The following is an 18,446-nucleotide window of genomic DNA, read 5'->3' as shown; positions in this document are numbered from 1 at the left end:
AGGTGAATGGATGTATAAAATTGTAGAGGGTGGTTGGGAACAGCTTGAGCAAGATGCGAAATACATCCGTGAACAAGTCTTTATCCGAGAACAGGGAATTGCACCTGAAGATGAATGGGACGACTTGGATGCCACAGTTCTACATTTTATTGTCTATGACAAAGAGCAGCCTATCGCTACAGCACGTTTGTTGCCGCAGCATAGCGTAGGGCGTGTTGCTGTTTTAATGCCTTATCGAAAGCAGGGTATTGGTAAAATTTTAATGCAGCATATTATTGAATATGCGCGTCATCATAAACTGCCTTACCTAAAGCTTTCAGCGCAAACTTATGTAACCACTTTTTACGAAGCTTTAGGTTTTAAAGCACAAGGCGAAGTTTACGAGGACTGTGGCATTCCACATATTGATATGGTCTTAGAGTTAAATTGAGACTTCTTTTTAGAAATCTCAATTTTAATTTATTTCATTGCATTCCAACTTTCAATTGCCTGTAGACCTGTTTCTAAACCGACTTCATAACTGTAGCGAAGCTTTTTTGGATTGGTAGTTAAACGGCCAGCCATATTTTTAAGAGGCGGTGGACACACTTCTAAAATTTGCTGGTCTGAGTTTTGACCACGAACAAAATCGACCGAAGCGTTATAACGATCACAGCGGCTACGCAAGCTACTAGCGAAACCATAATGATGTTTAAACGCATATTTTGCGAGGAATTGATCACCTCGACTACTTGCTTTGAAATAGTTTTTCGGACGAGTACGTAAAACTAACAGTTTTTTTACGCCACTTTGCTGAGCCGTCCAGCGAACGGGTAGGGCATCTGCAACACCACCATCAAAATAAGGTTCACCCATAATATCGACGGGATGACGCGTTAAAACTGGAATTGAGCTAGAAGCACGAAGCGCATTTAGCAAATTATCTTTACCCGCACGAAGATATTCTGCATGGCCTGTTTTAGCATGCGTCAACACCATATAAAAATCAGGATTTTTGGCAAAAAGACTCTGTTGATCAAGAGGATGCTCTTGCTCACCAATTTCCCACATCCATTTTAAATCAAGTAAATCGCCGCCCTTAAAAAAGCGCTTGTAATCGATAAATTCAGGACGCAGTGAATGATCAATATAAAAGGTTAGCGTGCGGCCTTGCTGGCCTGCCAGATAGTTGGCGACATTGGTTGAACCAGACGATACACCAACATATAAATCGAATGGGTTGAACTGTTGTTGTAAAAACGCGTCAAGTACACCACTGGTAAAGGCACCACGCATGCCTCCACCTTCTACAACCAGTGCGTTGCGGGAAAAATCTGTCATTTGAAAAATATCTGATTACTGAGTTGATTGCTTATGTTCTTGCATATCCATTTCAGGCATGTTGTCACTATGTTGAGCATGTTGCTCTGTAGAGTGTTCAGCCTTTTGTTGCATTTGCTCTTGTTGAGCTTTGCGCTGTGCACCTGGCATATAGTCAGGTTCATTACTCATTGCTAAATAGAAAAAGCCAAGGAAAATCGCACTTAAAACACCAACGATCAGAACAAATTTCCAGCCTAAAATTGCTGACTCGGAAGAATTTTTATCGGACATAAGAATTTCTCGAATGTGCTATAGAAGCACAAAAATGAAGTCTATTTATAGCATATTTAGGCAGGGGGCTGAAATCTTAAAGGTCATAAAGAAAAACCCATATAAATAAAATATATTTATATGGGTAAGGTTTATGCAGTTTTTTAAATATTCAATAGGACTAAGTTACTGAATATTTTGTTTCTGCTCAGCTTTAGTTTTTAGTAAAGCTGGTGGTGTAAAACGTTCACCATATTTGGCAGCCAATTCTTCTGCGCGTTTTTGTGCTTTATCAGTACCATACTGATTTAGGAATTGAATTGCTCCTCCAGTCCAAGGTGCATAACCAATCCCAAAGATAGAACCGACATTGGCATCAATTACAGACTCCAGTACGCCTTCTTCATAACAACGTAAAGTATCTAAGGCCTGTACAAACAGAATGCGATCAATCATATCTTGTTCAGAAATATCATGTTCTTTTTTCCAGCGGTTTAGGCCTTCCCATAGATGCTTTTTACCATTTTCAGGGTATTCATAAAAACCAGCTCCAGCAGCTTTACCTTTACGGTTTAACTCATGAATCATGGTGTGAACCACTTCATCTACAGAAGTTTTAGGTAAATCTTTTCCTTCGGCCTGAAGAGCTTTGCGTGCTTCACTGGCAACATGTTCGGTTAATGTTAAAGATACTTCATCTTGAATAGCGAGGGGGCCAACTGGCATACCCGCTTTCAGTGCAGCCATTTCTATACGCGCTGGGTGGACGCCTTCAGCAAGCAGGCGCATACCTTCTTGAATGAACGTACCAAACACACGACTGGTAAAGAAACCACGGCTATCATTAACAACAATCGGTGTTTTTCCAATTTGTTGTACAAAGTCATAAGCTTTGGCAAGCGTCTCTGCGGAGGTGTTTTTACCTTTAATAATTTCAACCAACTGCATTTTGTCGACAGGGCTAAAGAAATGCAGACCGATAAAAGCTTTATCATCCTTACTTGCTTGAGCTAAACCCGTAATTGGTAGGGTTGAGGTGTTTGATGCCATCACACCGTTAGATGCTAGATATTGCTCGGCTTCTTGAGTGACTTTAGCTTTGAGCTCTTGGTTTTCAAATACAGCTTCAATAATTAAATCACAACCTTGTAAGTCTTCAGCAGAAGCTGTAGCCGTAATGAGCGATAAAACCTGATCACGTTTTTCTGAGGTCATGCGGCCTTGTGATACACGTTTATCTAAGAGCTTTTGTGAATATGCTTTGCCTTTCTCAGCATTTTCAACAGATACATCTTTAAGTACAACTGGAATGCCTTTTATGGCTGTTGAATATGCAATCCCTGCACCCATCATGCCTGCACCCAAAACACCCACTTTCGTGGCTTGCCATTTTGCAACGTCGGCAGGGCGGCTCGCACCAGACTTAATTGCATTTAGACCATGCCAGAAAGTGCCGATCATATTTTTAGAAATTTGGCCTGTGGTAAGCTGAGTAAAGTAGCGAGACTCAATACGCAGAGCAGTATCGACATCGACTTGAGCACCTTCAACAGCGGCAGCCATAATTGCTTCAGGGGCAGGGTAACAACCTTTGGTTTTGTCTTTTAACATGGCTGGTGCAATTGCAAGAACTTGTGCAACTGCTGGAGTTTTTGGATCACCGCCTGGAATTTTATAACCCTTCACATCAAAAGGCTGCTGAGATTTTGGATTGGCCTTGATCCAAGCAATTGCTTTATCTAAAAGTTCTTGCTCATTTTCGGCAGTGTCATGAATTAAGCCTAAAGATTTTGCTTTATCAACACCGAACTGTTTGCCCTCCATTAAAAATGGGAACGCATTTTGAAGTCCGAGGAGACGTACCATACGCACAATACCGCCGCCGCCTGGTAACAAACCTAAAGTGACTTCTGGTAGGCCAAATTTGCTTTTCAGGTCATTGATTGCAATACGGTGATGGCAACTTAAGGCGATTTCCCAACCACCGCCAAGTGCCGTGCCATTCAATGCTGCAACCACGGGAATCCCTAGTGTCTCAATCGTTCTTAGATGACCTTTTAACTTCTCAACCATATTGAAAAAGTCAGTTGCATGCTCAGGCTGAACTTGAATTAGTTCATCTAGATCGCCGCCTGCGAAGAAAGTTTTTTTAGCCGAGCGGAAAATAACACCTGAAAGTTCTGTTTCTGCTTTAAGTTTCTGAGTTGCTTCATCAAGCGAGTCACGAAACTCAGCATTCATAGTGTTCGCAGATTGACCAGTTGAATCAAGCGTTAAAATGACAATATTGTCGGCATGTTTTTCGTATTGAATTGCACTCATCTTTTATATCCCTAATTTTTATACGCGTTCAATAATGGTGGCAATACCCATCCCACCGCCAACACAGAGCGTCGCTAAACCGCGCTTTTTATCTTGTCGTTCAAGCTCATCAAGTAAAGTACCTAAAATCATGGCACCTGTTGCACCTAATGGATGACCTAAAGCAATCGCACCACCATTTACGTTGACTTTTTCAGTAGGGACATTGAGCTCATTAATAAAACGCATAACAACTGCCGCAAATGCTTCATTGACTTCAAATAGGTCAATATCATCAATCGTAAGCCCAGCTTTTTCTAAAGCTTTACGTGCAGCAGGCGCAGGGCCAGTCAGCATAATGGTTGGGTCAGTACCAACCAGTGCGGTCGCTAAAACTTTAGCCCGTGGTTTTAAGTTTTGTTCTTTTACCGCTTTTTCAGAAGCTAATAAAACTACAGCTGCTCCATCGACAATGCCTGATGAGTTACCTGCATGGTGAACATGATTTATTTTTTGTGCTTCTGGATATTTTTGTAAAGCGACTGCATCAAAGCCCATTTGGCCCATCATTTCAAAACTTGGGTTGAGCTTCGTTAGTCCTTCGAGTGTGGTATTGCCTTTAATAAATTCATCTTTATCTAAAATCACCACACCTGCGTGATCTTTTACTGGTACGACTGAGTGATTGAAATAACCATTTGATTGAGCTGCTGCCGCTTTTTGTTGTGACTTTACAGCAAAATTATCAACATCTTCACGGCTATAGCCATCTAGGGTTGCAATGAGGTCAGCGCCGATACCTTGTGGAACAAATGATGACTTAAGATTTGTTTCTGGATCTAGAGCCCATGGTCCGCCATCAGAACCCATTGGAATGCGTGACATTGATTCAACGCCACCAGCAACCACTAAATCTTCCCAACCAGAGCGGACTTTCATTGCTGCCATATTGACTGCTTCTAAGCCTGATGCACAAAAGCGATTGATTTGCACCCCAGCAACATCATCATTCCAACCTGCTGCAATCGCTGCAGTTTTGGCAATATCACCACCTTGATCGCCAATTGGTGTTACGCAGCCCAAAACAATGTCATCGACTTTAGACGTATCGAGTTGATGGCGCTGCTGTAATTCATTTAATAAGGTGGTGAGTAAGGTAATTGGTTTTACTTCGTAAAGAGAGCCATCTTTTTTTCCTTTTCCGCGTGGTGTGCGAATGGCATCAATAATATAAGCCTCGCTCATAACAGTTCCTTTTTTATTACTTAAACTTTGTTGTGTTTTGAGTGTACTGGTTTTAAAAGGCAACGCAATGACGATAAGCGCACCAGTCAGGTGATGATTTTTGCCAATAGAAATACAAAAAAGCCCAAGTTGAACTTGGGCTAAATGTGAAACTAAAGAGATTTAAGAGTTAGTGATAACCATGTAGCTGGCGATATAGGCCAGGAGTTACACCCGTCCACTTTTTAAATGCGCGGTGGAACGTACTGGTTTCACTAAAACCAACTTGTTGAGCAACGTCTTCAAGTGTTAATTCTGGGTTAAGTAACAAGTGAATCGCAGCATCTCGGCGTAAAGCATCTTTTACGCCTTGGTAGCTTTTACCTTCGGCAGCCAAGCGGCGGCGTAAAGTTTGCGGAGATAAATACAACATTGATGCAACGTCATTAAGCGTTGGCATTTCTTCACCAATTTGGCTTTTAAGTACTTCACGAATACGAGAAGTTAGCGAGTTGGTGTTTTTGAATTTTACTAAAAGCTGAGCAGGTGCTGCTTTTAAGAATTCTTCTAGCGTTTTCTCATCTTGGCGGATTGGTAAATCAAGATAATCAGCTGCAAAGGTAATTTCAGTACGCGGTGCATCAAACTGCATAACTGGTGCAAAAAATAATGCATCATATTCATCTGCATGTGCAGGACGTGGATAGCTAAAATGAACACGTTCTAATGGCAAGCGGCGTTCAATCAACCATGATGCTAGACCGTGCCAAATCATAAGCATACTTTCAGTAATGAAATGGTCTGGATCTAAAGTTTTTGGAATGAGGGGAACTAGGCGTGCTTCATGTTTGTCACGCTCTAGAGTTACAGACCATTCATCGCCAAATAATTTGTAGAATTGAGATGACAGTTCAAGGGCTTGGCCCAATGTTTTTGCGTGAATAATCAACTGACACATAATGGCAAAAGTGCCCAGACGACGCGGTTGTACGTCAAATCCAACGTGTTCATCCTGTGTGACCATCCACAACATTTTTATAAAACGAGTGTATTGTTCTGGTGAGATTCGAGCTTTAGGTTGACGTAATAATTCCGCTTCAATACCCACATGTGAAAGGAGCATTTCAACATCCATGCCAAGGCGTTTTACGCCTGTCAAAGCCGCATTCACGAAGTGGATGCTAATCGTATCGCGACTCATATTGAATCCTTCAGTCTCTTTGATGTTCACTTTAAATTGACCTAAATGACCGTCTAAAAAAATAAATTGGCGATTTACAACAGAGTAAAAGCACTTTTTACATGTTAAATTGCCGAAATGATCAAGGTAAATGGCTGAACATGACATTGTTTTAGTATATTTGCTTAACTAATATAAAAGAAAATTCGAATAATAGTGGTTAAAAATACGATGACGACAGCATTAAATGGACTTAAAGTTCTCGATTTCTCGACGCTCTTACCTGGACCTTTTGCCACAATGTATTTGGCCGATATGGGAGCAGAAGTCATCCATATCGAATCTCCATCACGTCCTGATTTAATCCGAATCATGCCACCATATGCAAATGGTCAAGCAACGGCACATAGTTATCTAAACCGAAATAAACAGTCGATTGTTCTGGATTTAAAGGATAAGACGAGTATTGATCTGATTAAAGCCAAAATTTCTGAGTTTGATATTGTCATAGAGCAGTTCCGACCTGATGTTATGCGTCGTCTCGGTTTAGACTACGCGACACTTGCCGAAATTAACCCACGTCTCATTTATTGTTCAATTACAGGTTATGGACAAACAGGGAGCTATAAAGACAGAGCTGGGCATGACATTAACTATTTAGCTTTAGCAGGTATTGCTGGATATAGCGGCCGACAAGACAGTGGTCCGCCACCACTCGGTATTCAAGTTGCAGACATTGCAGGTGGTTCACTTCATGCGGTCATTGCAATTTTAGCGGCGGTTGTCGAACGTGGACGTAGTGGAATGGGACAATATATTGATATTTCCATGACCGATTGTGTTGCTAGCCTCAATAGTATGGCCGCATCAGCGACACTTGCTGCACAGGTTGAACAGGCACCAGAGCATGGCATGCTCAATGGCGGTATTTTTTATGACTATTATATGACTCAAGATGGTCGTTATCTTTCAATAGGTAGTCTTGAGCCACAATTTATGTCTGGTTTATCAGTGGCGCTTGAATTGCCTTTATTATTACAAAAAGGTGCTTCCTTAGATGTCGAAGACCGACAAGAAGTTAAACAAGCCATTCAAGAGAAAATTAAAACGAAATCATTTAAAGAATGGCATGAAATTTTTGCAAATCTTGATGTGTGTGTAGAACCTGTTTTAAGCCTAACTGAGTCCTTAAACTCGCCTTTAGCACAAGAACGTGGATGGATTGTGGATGTACCTTTGCAAAATAATACAGCGGATACAGAACCACAATTGGCTTGTCCAATTAAGTTTTCAAGATCGAAAATGAGATATTCCTTTATAGGTCAAAAACTTGGTGAAGGGCAGTGGTAAAGAGCTGGGGCTATTTTTCGTACAATGTGTATTAAGATTATTATTAGATTAATCAATCGATTAACATTTTGAATAATTTCTTTACATAAAATTAGCGTACCCTTTATAAACAAAGACATAAAAGGTATGTAAACATGAAAACACATAAATCCTTGATGGCTTCCTGTTTATCCGTTTTATCAATTACTCTTTTTATACAGCATGCACAAGCTGCTGCTGCATTCGACCCAAATAGTCCTTGGATGTTGGGTGATTGGAACGGTCAACGCACCGCGTTACAAGCACAAGGTTATGATTTTTCTTTTGGATATACCGGCGAATATGCCGGTATTTTAGATTCAAAAAATACGTCTACGCATGGTAGTGCTTATACGGGGCAACTTGCACTAGGAACTCATTTTGACCTAAATAAAATTTTAGGTTGGCAAGATACTGAAGCTCAAATCACATTAACTTATCGTGATGGGCAGTCGCTTTCTGAACATTCACCAGCTTTAGCAGGGCACTTAAGCTCAGTACAAGAAGTGTGGGGGCGTGAACAAACTTGGCGTTTAACAGATTTGTGGATCAAGAAGAAATTCCTTGATCAGAAGTTAGATGTGAAAGTCGGTCGTTTTGGTGAAGGTGAAGACTTTAACAGTTTTGACTGTGATTTCCAGAACTTGGCCCTTTGTGGTTCACAAGTCGGTAACTGGGTGGGTGATCAGTGGTATAACTGGCCAGTAAGCCAATGGGCAATGCGTGTTAAATATAACTTGCAACCTGACTTATATACCCAAATTGGTGTATATGAATACAACCCAGAAAATTTGGATCGAGGCAAAGGTTTTAACTTAAGTACTGATGGTTCTCACGGTGCAATTATTCCTGCCGAAGTAGTTTGGTCACCTAAATTAGGCGCTCAAAGTATGGCTGGTGAATACCGTTTAGGTTATTACTACAGCACTGCTGACGCTGAAGAAATTACGAATAAGGCCCAAACATCTCATAAACAAGGGGTGTGGGTAACTGCAAAACAAAAATTATTCCAGCCTGCTGATCAAACAGATCGCGGTTTGACAGGTTTTGTGAACCTGACTTTCCACGATTCTGATACCAACAAAATTGATAACATGCAAAATGTAGGCTTGGTCTATAAAGGTTTGCTCAATCAACGTCCTCAAGATGAGTTGGCACTCGGTGTGGCTCGTATCCATATCAATGATGATTGGAACGATGTTCAAACTAAAGAATATGACACCGAATACAATACCGAGCTTTACTACGGTATTCATGCCACTAACTGGTTAACTATTCGTCCAAATGTGCAATATGTTCGTCATGTTGGTGCATTAAAAAATGGTGATAACACTTGGGTTGGCGGTATTAAATTCTCAACTGCATTCTAAGCGTAATTACTCCGAAAAACGGATTGTCGAGGGCTAAATCATTGATTGAATTATCCTGACCTTCCGTTTTTTCTTGATGCCTGAATTTGTTTTAGATGTATTGGTGATGCCATTTTTCTATAAGGTTCTTGGCACATCTTTCCTATAAAAATGATGATTGATAAGAGGTGGTTTATGAATCAACCTACTTCAAGATCAGGTTTAACGACTTTTACCGTAATTATTATTGGGTTACTGGCGTTATTCCTGTTAATTGGAGGTATTTGGCTCGCTACATTAGGCGGTTCAATTTACTACATTATAGCTGGAGTATTACTCCTCATTGTTGCATGGCAACTCTACAAGCGTGCTTCTACTGCTTTGTGGGTTTATGCTGCATTAATGCTAGGAACTATTATCTGGAGTGTCTGGGAAGTTGGAACAGACTTTTGGGCGCTTGCACCACGTTTAGATATTTTAGGTATTCTTGGTTTATGGTTATTGGTTCCGGCTGTAACTCGTGGAATCAACAACCTTGGATCAAGTAAAGTTGCCTTATCTTCAACTTTAGCAATTGCAATCGTGTTGATGGTTTATTCTATTTTCAATGATCCGCAAGAAATTAATGGTGAAATCAAAACACCTCAACCAGAAACAGCTCAAGCCGTGCCTGGTGTTGCGGAAAGCGATTGGCCAGCTTATGGTCGTACTCAAGCAGGCGTGCGTTATTCTCCATTGAAACAGATCAATGATCAAAACGTAAAAGACTTGAAAGTTGCCTGGACTTTACGTACTGGCGATCTTAAGACAGATAACGACTCTGGCGAAACGACCAATCAGGTTACACCGATTAAAATCGGTAACAACATGTTTATCTGTACAGCTCACCAGCAGTTAATTGCGATTGATCCTGCTACAGGTAAAGAAAAATGGCGTTTTGATCCGAAACTTAAAACGGATAAATCGTTCCAGCATTTAACTTGTCGTGGTGTGATGTATTACGATGCAAACAACACAACTGAGTTTGCAACGAGTCTTCAAAGCAAGAAATCTAGCTCTACACAATGTCCACGTAAGGTATTTGTACCAGTCAACGATGGCCGTTTAGTGGCTGTAAATGCTGACACTGGTAAAGCATGTACTGACTTTGGTCAAAATGGTCAAGTGAACTTACAAGAGTTCATGCCATATGCTTATCCAGGCGGTTATAACCCAACATCTCCTGGTATTGTGACTGGTTCAACTGTTGTTATTGCTGGTTCTGTAACAGATAACTACTCAAATAAAGAGCCATCTGGTGTGATTCGTGGATACGACGTTAACACTGGTAAACTTCTTTGGGTATTTGATACTGGCGCAGCAGATCCAAATGCAATGCCGGGCGAAGGTACTACTTTTGTTCATAACTCACCAAATGCGTGGGCACCTTTAGCATACGATGCCAAACTTGATATTGTTTATGTACCAACAGGTGTAGGTACACCAGATATCTGGGGGGGTGACCGTACCGAGCTGAAAGAGCGTTATGCAAACTCAATGTTAGCGATTAATGCTTCTACTGGTAAATTAGTGTGGAACTTCCAAACAACCCATCACGATTTATGGGATATGGACGTACCATCTCAACCATCTTTAGCTGATATCAAAAACAAAGCTGGCCAAACTGTTCCTGCAATCTATGTATTGACGAAAACAGGTAATGCCTTTGTGCTTGATCGCCGTAATGGCCAACCGATTGTTCCTGTAACTGAGAAACCAGTTCCACAAACAGTTAAACGTGGACCACAAACTAAAGGTGAGTTCTATTCAAAAACTCAGCCATTCTCTGACTTGAACTTGGCGCCACAAGATAAATTGACTGATAAAGACATGTGGGGTGCCACTATGCTTGATCAGCTCATGTGTCGTGTATCTTTCAAACGTCTAAATTACGATGGTATTTATACGCCACCATCTGAAAACGGTACTTTAGTTTTCCCTGGTAACTTAGGTGTGTTTGAATGGGGCGGTATGTCAGTTAACCCTGATCGTCAGGTTGCTGTAATGAACCCGATTGGTCTGCCATTCGTCAGTCGTTTAATTCCTGCTGATCCAAACCGTGCACAAACTGCAAAAGGTGCGGGAACTGAGCAGGGCGTACAACCGATGTACGGCGTACCTTATGGTGTTGAAATTAGCGCATTCTTATCTCCGCTTGGTTTACCTTGTAAACAGCCGGCTTGGGGCTATGTAGCTGGCGTTGATTTGAAAACTCATGAAGTGGTATGGAAAAAACGTATTGGTACAATCCGTGACAGCTTGCCGAACTTGTTCCAGTTACCAGCTGTGAAAATTGGTGTGCCTGGTTTAGGTGGTTCAATTTCTACTGCCGGTAATGTCATGTTTGTTGGTGCAACTCAAGATAACTACTTACGTGCGTTTAACGTTACTAACGGTAAGAAACTTTGGGAAGCGCGTTTACCAGCAGGTGGACAAGCAACACCAATGACTTATGAAATCAATGGTAAGCAATATGTTGTAATCATGGCTGGTGGTCATGGTTCATTTGGTACGAAAATGGGCGACTATTTAGTGGCTTATGCCTTACCAGATAACAAATAAAAAGCTTTTATAGAAAGGGCCTGGATTTATCCGGGCTTTTTTTATGTCGATTTATATTAAAGCTTATCAATAAAACCGTTATTAAATATGCAAAAAAAGCATTTTATTGATGAATAAAAGCTCGCTATGCTATCCGCCTTAATAATGAATCTACTAGCCATACGCCATGTATTTATATACCGATTTCGACCAGCAGCTGGTTAATGAACGAGTTGCTCAGTTCCGTGATCAAACAGAACGCTATTTAGCTGGCAAACTTTCTGAAGATGAATATCGTCCATTACGTTTGCAAAATGGTTTATATGTGCAACGTTATGCGCCTATGCTGCGTATAGCTGTGCCGTATGGCTTAATGAATTCTAAACAATTACGTAAAGTTGCTGAAGTTTCAACTGCTTATGACCGTGGTTATGCACATGTATCTACACGTCAGAACATCCAGTTGAACTGGCCTGCGCTTGAAGATGTGCCAGATATTTTGGCTGAACTTGCAACTGTACAAATGCATGCCATTCAAACCAGTGGTAACTGTATTCGTAACACGACAACTGACCAATATGCAGGTGTGGTTGCTGGTGAAATTGCAGACCCACGTCCAACATGTGAGTTGATTCGTCAGTGGAGTACATTCCACCCAGAATTTGCATTCTTGCCACGTAAGTTCAAAATTGCTGTTTCTGCACTTGAAGAAAAAGATCGTGCGGCAACTGCATTCCACGATATTGGTGTTTATATCGTGCGTAATGAAGCAGGCGAGATCGGCTATAAAATTATGGCTGGTGGTGGTTTAGGCCGTACCCCAATCATCGGTAGTGTGATTCGTGAGTTTTTACCACGTGAAGATTTAATTGCTTACTTAGAAGCGGTTTTACGTGTTTATAACTTGCATGGCCGTCGTGATAACAAATATAAAGCGCGTATCAAAATTCTAGTTAAGGCATTAACTCCTGAAGTGTTTGCACAAAAAGTTGAAGCTGAATTTGAACATACACGTGAAGCATTAAAGATTCAGCCAGAAATCTTGAAAAAACTGGATGAAGAGTTCACTCCATTTGCTTACCAAGATTTAGCAGATGAAGACTTCACAGCTTTATTTGCTGAGCATCCAAAATTCAAACAGTGGTTCAACATCAATACGCATGCACATAAAGTAAAGGGCTATCGTATTGTTACGATTTCTTTAAAACGTGCAGGCATCGCACCGGGTGATATGACCACCGAAGAAATGAATTTTATTGCAGATCTTGCTGATAAATATACGTTTGGTGAACTTCGCACGACTCACGAACAAAACATTGCTTTGGCGGATGTACCTCAAAAAGATTTGTTCGATGTATGGCAAGCGCTTGAACAACAAAATATGGCGCGTGCACATATCGGCTTTATTACCGATATCATTAGTTGCCCAGGCGGTGATTTCTGTTCACTTGCAAATGCGAAATCAATTCCAATTGCTGAAGCGATTACACGTCGTTTTGATGACTTAGACAAAGTTTATGATCTTGGTCATTTGGATCTAAATATTTCTGGTTGTATGAATGCTTGTGGTCACCACCACGTAGGTAACATCGGTATTTTAGGTGTAGATAAGAAAGGTGCTGAATTCTACCAAATTACATTAGGTGGTAATTCAGACCATGATGCATCGATCGGTGACATCTTAGGACCATCTTTTGCAGCAGATGCTGTGCCTGATGTTATTGAAGAAGTATTGAATACTTATCTTGATCTACGTACTGAAGGTGAGCGTTTTGTTGATACATATCGCCGTGTAGGAATTCAACCATTTAAGGAGCGTGCATATGCTTAATACAGCTCTACCAGTGCTTTATAAAGATGGCACGATTACAGATAATACTTATCAAATCATTGCTGAAGATGGTGTTATTCCCCAAGGTGATGTTGTTGTAACAACAGCTCAACTCGATCAATTAGCTAACGTTCAAGGCAAAAAAGCTTTGTATGTGACTGTAAATGATTCACCTGAAGAGCACACATTTCCATTAAATGAACTTGATGCAATCTTCATTGAGTTTGCGGGTTTTGGTGATGGTCGTGGTTATTCATTCGCTGCACTACTACGTCGTCAAGGTTTCCAAGGTGAGTTGCGTGCAACTGGTGATGTGTTTAAGGATGTCTTAAACTATTTAAAACGTTCAGGTTTTGATAGTTTTGTGATTAAAGAAGGTAAAGATGTGCAAGAAGCGGCAGCTGGTTTGCAAGACTTTACCAACCCGTACCAAGCTTCAACAGCCGTACCTCAAGCAAGTTATCAAACTGGCGCTTAAATAGTTTTTAAATATAAAGGCTGAACTCAGGTTCAGCTTTTTTTTATGAATAATTTTTAAATGACTCAACTGAAGAACAACAATGTTAGGTTTAATTTCAAAAATAAATCCTGGTGCTTGGTGGCTACTTTTTGCTATTGCGACAGATGTACTCTCAACATTTTATTCTGCTAAGGGGAATGGCTTAGTCAATAAAACAGCTCAGGGTATTGCTCTGGTCTTGTATATTATTTCTTTTGCATGCGCTGCTATTGCTTTGAAATATATGCAAGCTGGAATCTTATATGTGCTTTGGTCTGGGATAGGTGTATTAGCAACAGCTTTTTTGGCAAAGATTTTTCTTGGTCAGAATATCGATGTGGCAGGATGGGTGGGAATTGGTTTTATTACTGTAGGCTTAATGATTATTGCGCAATATTCCAATATCGATGTTTAAAGCCCTTATAGAAATATTAAGTATCTCTATAAGGGCTAAATATTGAACATATTAGGTATCGAGCTGGCAGTTAACCATCCACTTTATACCGAACTGATCGGTAAAAGCACCGTACAATGCGCCCCAGAACGTTTTTTCTAAAGGCATTTCAATTTGACCATTAACAGATAAAGCATCAAAAAGTTGTTTTGCTTTTTCTTGCTCATCTTTTTCAAGGTTGATCGAGATATAGTGATTATTTCCTTGGGTAAAAACGCTGTTAGGGGCACAAAACTGATCATTTGTATCTGAGGCCATAAGCACAGTGTACTCATTAATTGGTAAAGAAACATGTAGAACCAGATTTTTGTCGGCTTCCGATAAGGTCACACCTTCAGGCGCTGGCATATCACCATAACGGCTTAACATACCGAATTCACCACCAAATACTGATTTATAAAAGTTAAAGGCTTGTTCTGCTTGACCTTGGAAATTGAGATAGTGATTGAGTTGCATTGTTATTGTCCATTGTTGTTTTCGTTTAAAGGAATAAGTTAAAACTTAAAAGTGATTTTGTGGGTCATTTTTTGTAGTTTTTTCATAAAAAATCCCACCGAAGTGGGATTTTAAAATAATGAATTTGGATTAAATGAGTTCAATTGCAACCGCTGTTGCTTCACCACCACCAATACAGAGTGCAGCAATACCTTTTTTACCGCCAGTACGTTTCAGTGCATGAATAAGTGTAAGAATAATACGAGAGCCCGTAGAACCTACAGGGTGACCTAGTGCACAAGCACCGCCATTGATATTCACTTTCTCTGCATCAAGTTTGAAATCATCAATTGGACACATTGTAACCATAGCAAAAGCTTCGTTAATTTCCCAAAGATCGACGTCTTGAGCATTCCATCCCGCTTTTTTAAGAACTTTTTCAATAGCACCAACTGGAGCGATCGTAAATTCTGAAGGATGCTGAGAGTTTGATGCTGTCGCGATAATTTTCGCAAGTGGTTGTAAACCGCGCTGTGCTGCAACTTCACTTGAAGTTAATACTAATGCAGACGCACCATCCGAAATAGAACTTGCATTTGCGGCGGTAATCGTACCGTCTTTTGCAAAAGCTGGTTTGAGTGAAGGAATCTTGTCAATCTTGGCATTTAAAGGTTGTTCATCCTGATCAACAACGACATCACCTTTACGACTAGGTACGGTAACTGGAACGATTTCGTCTTTGAAATAACCTTCAGTAATTGCTGTTTGAGCACGTTTCAAAGAGCGAATCGCAAAGTCATCCATTTGCTCACGTGTATAGCCACGAGTATTTGCCATATCTTGAGCAAAAGAACCCATTAAACGCCCAGTTTCAGCATCTTCAAGCCCGTCAAAGAACATATGATCTTTAATTTCACCATGGCCCATGCGGTAGCCAGCTCGTGCTTTTGGTAAAACATAAGGTGCATTTGTCATAGACTCCATGCCGCCGGCAACAACAACTTCAGCACTACCTGCTTTAATCATATCAGCGGCTTGCATAACAGCTTTCATGCCAGAACCACAAAGCTTGTTAATCGTTACTGCACCTGTAGAGTCTGGTAAGCCAGCTTTACGCATCGCTTGACGTGCTGGGCCTTGCTTTAGGCCAGCAGGCAGTACACAACCCATAATAACTTCTTCGACATCAGTAGGCTGTAAACCTGCTCGTGCGATTGCTTCTTTAATCGTTACCGCACCTAATTCAGGCGCTGTAAGTCCTGATAGTGATCCTTGAAAACCACCCATGGCAGTACGAGCACCATTTACAATTACGATGTCAGTCATTGTTGTAATCTCCGATTGTTCTTAATCTCAAAATAAGAAATGTTTAAAACCTAGGCAGTATATTGCAAAAATCAAAGAGAGATATCTTCTGCATTAGACTGTAGAGTTCTAACAATTTTTAAGGTCTTCTAAACGGGTGTGTCCCATTTTGCTGAGAATTAATTTAAAGTTTTTAAGCTGGTTATAAGAACAGTAAGTAAAAGTGCCGTTAGATTCGCGTGGGAGTCCTGTGTCGCCCTGAAATACAATACTATTTAGTTTTTTTCCAAACTTTTGAAATTTTAAAGAACCGTAGCGATGAGCAAATTCAACATTGGTTAATACTTCTTCATTATTTTCTCTTTGTAGATTCTGATTCGTGTCTACAAAGCTTATAAGACTTGTATCCCAGTTACTATTACATGTAGACAAATCAACACTTGGGCAAAGTACGACACTCTTATGTCGTAGAATTGCGTCGTATTTGGCTTTTTGTATATGAATTGTGAGTAGTCGAGACGAATTTTTTAATTCTACAGAAGCCATAAATTGATGATATAAAGGAAGCGCTATAGTGGCCATAATCATAAGAATTGCGAGCGTTATAGCGAGTTCCAACAACGTGAAACCGGGAGATTTAAACATTAAAATTCCTTAATATATAAATAGGTATTTTGATTTTATGCTTTCTATCAATGATTTATAATGATTTTTATAGTGAGGAAACACAAAATTAAATAAAGGTTATCAGGATGCTAGAATACTGGTAAAATCACCGTAAGCGAAAGAAAGAAGTTGTTCATATTTGCTAGTTGAGTGAAAAATTACCGAATTACAACGGAAATTGTAAGTAATTTTGTCAATAATTTACTTGATTAAAATTATCAAGCACTTGGAAAGTCTATCAAGTGTTTGTATGATTCAAATGTGAATAGCTTAAAAATAATACTGGGGTGAAAATATCTCAGGGGCCAATAAATTTAGGCTGAGCTTGAACAACAATTGTTATCTCTGGAGGATATCCATGAAATTGAGTCGTATTGCACTTGCTATGCTTGTCGCTGCTCCATTAGCTGCTGCTAATGCTGGCGTAACTGTTACTCCATTATTGCTTGGTTACACTTTCCAAGACAGCCAACACAACAATGGTGGTGACAAAGGCGAGTTAACTAACGGACCTGAATTACAAGACGATTTATTCGTTGGTGCAGCTCTTGGTATTGAGTTAACACCATGGTTAGGTTTCGAAGCTGAATATAACCAAGTTAAAGGTGATGTAGATCCTAACTACGGTGAATACAAACAAAAACAAATCAATGGTAATTTCTATGTTACTTCTGATTTAATCACAAAAAACTATGACAGCAAAATTAAGCCATATGTATTGTTAGGTGCTGGTCACTACAAATATGAGTTTGATGATGCTCGTTTAGCATATCATGATGGCGAAGAAGGTACTTTAGGTAACGCAGGTGTAGGTGCTTTCTACCGCTTGAATGATGCTTTATCTCTTCGTACAGAAGCTCGTGGTACTTATAACTTTGACGAAAAATTCTGGAACTATACAGCTCTTGCTGGTTTGAACGTAGTTCTTGGTGGTCACTTGAAGCCTGCTGCTCCTGTAGTGGAAGTTGCTCCAGTTGAACCAACTCCAGTTGCTCCACAACCACAAGAGTTAACTGAAGATCTTAACATGGAACTTCGCGTGTTCTTTGATACTAACAAATCAAATATCAAAGACCAATACAAACCAGAAATCGCTAAAGTTGCTGAGAAGTTAACTGAATACCCTAACGCTACTGCACGTATCGAAGGTCACACAGATAACACTGGTCCACGTAAATTGAACGAACGTTTATCTTTAGCTCGTGCTAACTCTGTTAAATCAGCTCTTGTAAACGAATACAACGTTGATGCATCTCGTTTGTCTACTCAAGGCTTCGCTTGGGATCAACCGATTGCTGACAACAAAACTAAAGAAGGTCGTGCTATGAACCGTCGTGTATTCGCGACAATCACTGGTAGCCGTACTGTAGTTGTTCAACCTGGTCAACAAGCTCAATAATTTGAGTTTTTGAACAGTAAAAAAGCGACTCGTTAGAGTCGCTTTTTTTATTGCGATTTTTAAAATATTTAGTCATTTCTATGTCTCCTTAATAATAATTACTTTCGATCTTGGTTTAAATTATTTACCAAACACCTTTCTTCAATTGCTGTTTAGCGTCTTGTCTATCTCTACGATGTTGAGCACGAGGTTTCTCTGTTTCATGTATTCCACCTTTGTGAAGTAAAGGGGAAAGAGCCACTTGATTACGGACTTTGATTTTTGACATTTCTTTAATTTTCAT

At 40.2% G+C, this 18,446-nt stretch carries 17 protein-coding genes; 8 read left to right on the top strand and 9 right to left on the bottom strand.

Translation table 11 applies throughout. The annotated features are described in order from the left end of the window. The first annotated feature begins 10 nt into the window (after window positions 1–10). Window positions 11–430, top strand: a complete 420-nt coding sequence (locus WBW42_RS04150; protein ID WP_002116394.1) for a GNAT family N-acetyltransferase — start codon at window positions 11–13, stop codon at window positions 428–430. 29 nt (window positions 431–459) lie between these two features. On the opposite strand, the gene WBW42_RS04145 is transcribed toward WBW42_RS04150, so the two are convergent. From WBW42_RS04145 to WBW42_RS04125, 5 genes are all read right to left on the bottom strand, one after another. Then, the gene (locus WBW42_RS04145) at window positions 460–1,320 is read right to left on the bottom strand and encodes a patatin-like phospholipase family protein (RefSeq protein ID WP_032056695.1); all 861 of its coding nucleotides are present in this window, start codon (window positions 1,318–1,320) and stop codon (window positions 460–462) included. Between the two features lie 15 nt (window positions 1,321–1,335). Beyond that, complete coding sequence (locus WBW42_RS04140; RefSeq protein ID WP_001280981.1) at window positions 1,336–1,593, bottom strand: hypothetical protein; 258 nt, start codon at window positions 1,591–1,593, stop codon at window positions 1,336–1,338. Between the two features lie 165 nt (window positions 1,594–1,758). Continuing rightward, window positions 1,759–3,894 carry a 3-hydroxyacyl-CoA dehydrogenase NAD-binding domain-containing protein gene (locus WBW42_RS04135; protein ID WP_032056694.1) on the bottom strand — a complete coding sequence of 712 codons (2,136 nt, stop codon included), beginning with the start codon at window positions 3,892–3,894 and terminating at the stop codon, window positions 1,759–1,761. Window positions 3,895–3,912: 18 nt separating this feature from the next. Beyond that, complete coding sequence (locus WBW42_RS04130; RefSeq protein WP_032056693.1) at window positions 3,913–5,118, bottom strand: acetyl-CoA C-acetyltransferase; 1,206 nt, start codon at window positions 5,116–5,118, stop codon at window positions 3,913–3,915. A 169-nt stretch (window positions 5,119–5,287) separates the two neighbouring features. Next, a complete protein-coding gene (locus WBW42_RS04125; protein WP_002116561.1) occupies window positions 5,288–6,298 on the bottom strand; it encodes an AraC family transcriptional regulator in 1,011 nt (336 codons plus the stop codon). A 210-nt stretch (window positions 6,299–6,508) separates the two neighbouring features. Between WBW42_RS04125 and WBW42_RS04120 the strand changes: the two genes are divergently transcribed. The 6 genes from WBW42_RS04120 to WBW42_RS04095 all read left to right on the top strand — a co-directional run bounded on the left by WBW42_RS04120 (window position 6,509) and on the right by WBW42_RS04095 (window position 14,319). Then, complete coding sequence (locus tag WBW42_RS04120; protein WP_032056692.1) at window positions 6,509–7,627, top strand: CaiB/BaiF CoA transferase family protein; 1,119 nt, start codon at window positions 6,509–6,511, stop codon at window positions 7,625–7,627. 155 nt (window positions 7,628–7,782) lie between these two features. Beyond that, complete coding sequence (locus WBW42_RS04115; RefSeq protein ID WP_075383779.1) at window positions 7,783–9,015, top strand: carbohydrate porin; 1,233 nt, start codon at window positions 7,783–7,785, stop codon at window positions 9,013–9,015. A 174-nt stretch (window positions 9,016–9,189) separates the two neighbouring features. Then, on the top strand, window positions 9,190–11,595 hold the full coding sequence (locus WBW42_RS04110) for a glucose/quinate/shikimate family membrane-bound PQQ-dependent dehydrogenase (RefSeq protein WP_005064285.1): 2,406 nt from the start codon (window positions 9,190–9,192) through the stop codon (window positions 11,593–11,595). Between the two features lie 166 nt (window positions 11,596–11,761). Continuing rightward, complete coding sequence (locus WBW42_RS04105) at window positions 11,762–13,405, top strand: nitrite/sulfite reductase (RefSeq protein ID WP_005064287.1); 1,644 nt, start codon at window positions 11,762–11,764, stop codon at window positions 13,403–13,405. After that, window positions 13,398–13,883, top strand: a complete 486-nt coding sequence (locus tag WBW42_RS04100) for a DUF934 domain-containing protein (RefSeq protein ID WP_017385604.1) — start codon at window positions 13,398–13,400, stop codon at window positions 13,881–13,883. Before WBW42_RS04105 ends, WBW42_RS04100 begins: the two co-directional genes overlap by 8 nt. An 82-nt stretch (window positions 13,884–13,965) precedes the next feature. After that, on the top strand, window positions 13,966–14,319 hold the full coding sequence (locus tag WBW42_RS04095; protein ID WP_002116446.1) for a DMT family transporter: 354 nt from the start codon (window positions 13,966–13,968) through the stop codon (window positions 14,317–14,319). A 51-nt stretch (window positions 14,320–14,370) separates the two neighbouring features. On the opposite strand, the gene WBW42_RS04090 is transcribed toward WBW42_RS04095, so the two are convergent. The 3 genes from WBW42_RS04090 to WBW42_RS04080 all read right to left on the bottom strand — a co-directional run bounded on the left by WBW42_RS04090 (window position 14,371) and on the right by WBW42_RS04080 (window position 16,743). Beyond that, entirely contained in the window at window positions 14,371–14,814 is a 444-nt protein-coding gene (locus WBW42_RS04090) for a VOC family protein (RefSeq protein ID WP_005072758.1), read from the bottom strand. A gap of 129 nt (window positions 14,815–14,943) precedes the next feature. After that, the gene (locus tag WBW42_RS04085) at window positions 14,944–16,119 is read right to left on the bottom strand and encodes a thiolase family protein (protein WP_014207591.1); all 1,176 of its coding nucleotides are present in this window, start codon (window positions 16,117–16,119) and stop codon (window positions 14,944–14,946) included. A 108-nt stretch (window positions 16,120–16,227) separates the two neighbouring features. Beyond that, window positions 16,228–16,743 (bottom strand): GspH/FimT family pseudopilin, encoded by a 516-nt coding sequence (locus WBW42_RS04080; RefSeq protein WP_017400271.1) that lies wholly within the window; start codon window positions 16,741–16,743, stop codon window positions 16,228–16,230. Between the two features lie 379 nt (window positions 16,744–17,122). Here WBW42_RS04080 and omp38 point away from each other — a divergent pair, with 379 nt between their 5' ends. Next, complete coding sequence (gene omp38 / locus WBW42_RS04075; RefSeq protein ID WP_002116311.1) at window positions 17,123–18,163, top strand: outer membrane protein Omp38; 1,041 nt, start codon at window positions 17,123–17,125, stop codon at window positions 18,161–18,163. A 124-nt stretch (window positions 18,164–18,287) separates the two neighbouring features. Here the strand turns inward: omp38 and WBW42_RS04070 are convergent, their stop codons facing one another. Continuing rightward, entirely contained in the window at window positions 18,288–18,446 is a 159-nt protein-coding gene (locus WBW42_RS04070) for a hypothetical protein (RefSeq protein WP_002116121.1), read from the bottom strand.

It is taken from the genome of Acinetobacter sp. LT1 (assembly GCF_059800965.1).
Note: the sequence above shows the minus strand (reverse complement) of the source record. Positions and strands in the feature narration are given on the sequence as shown.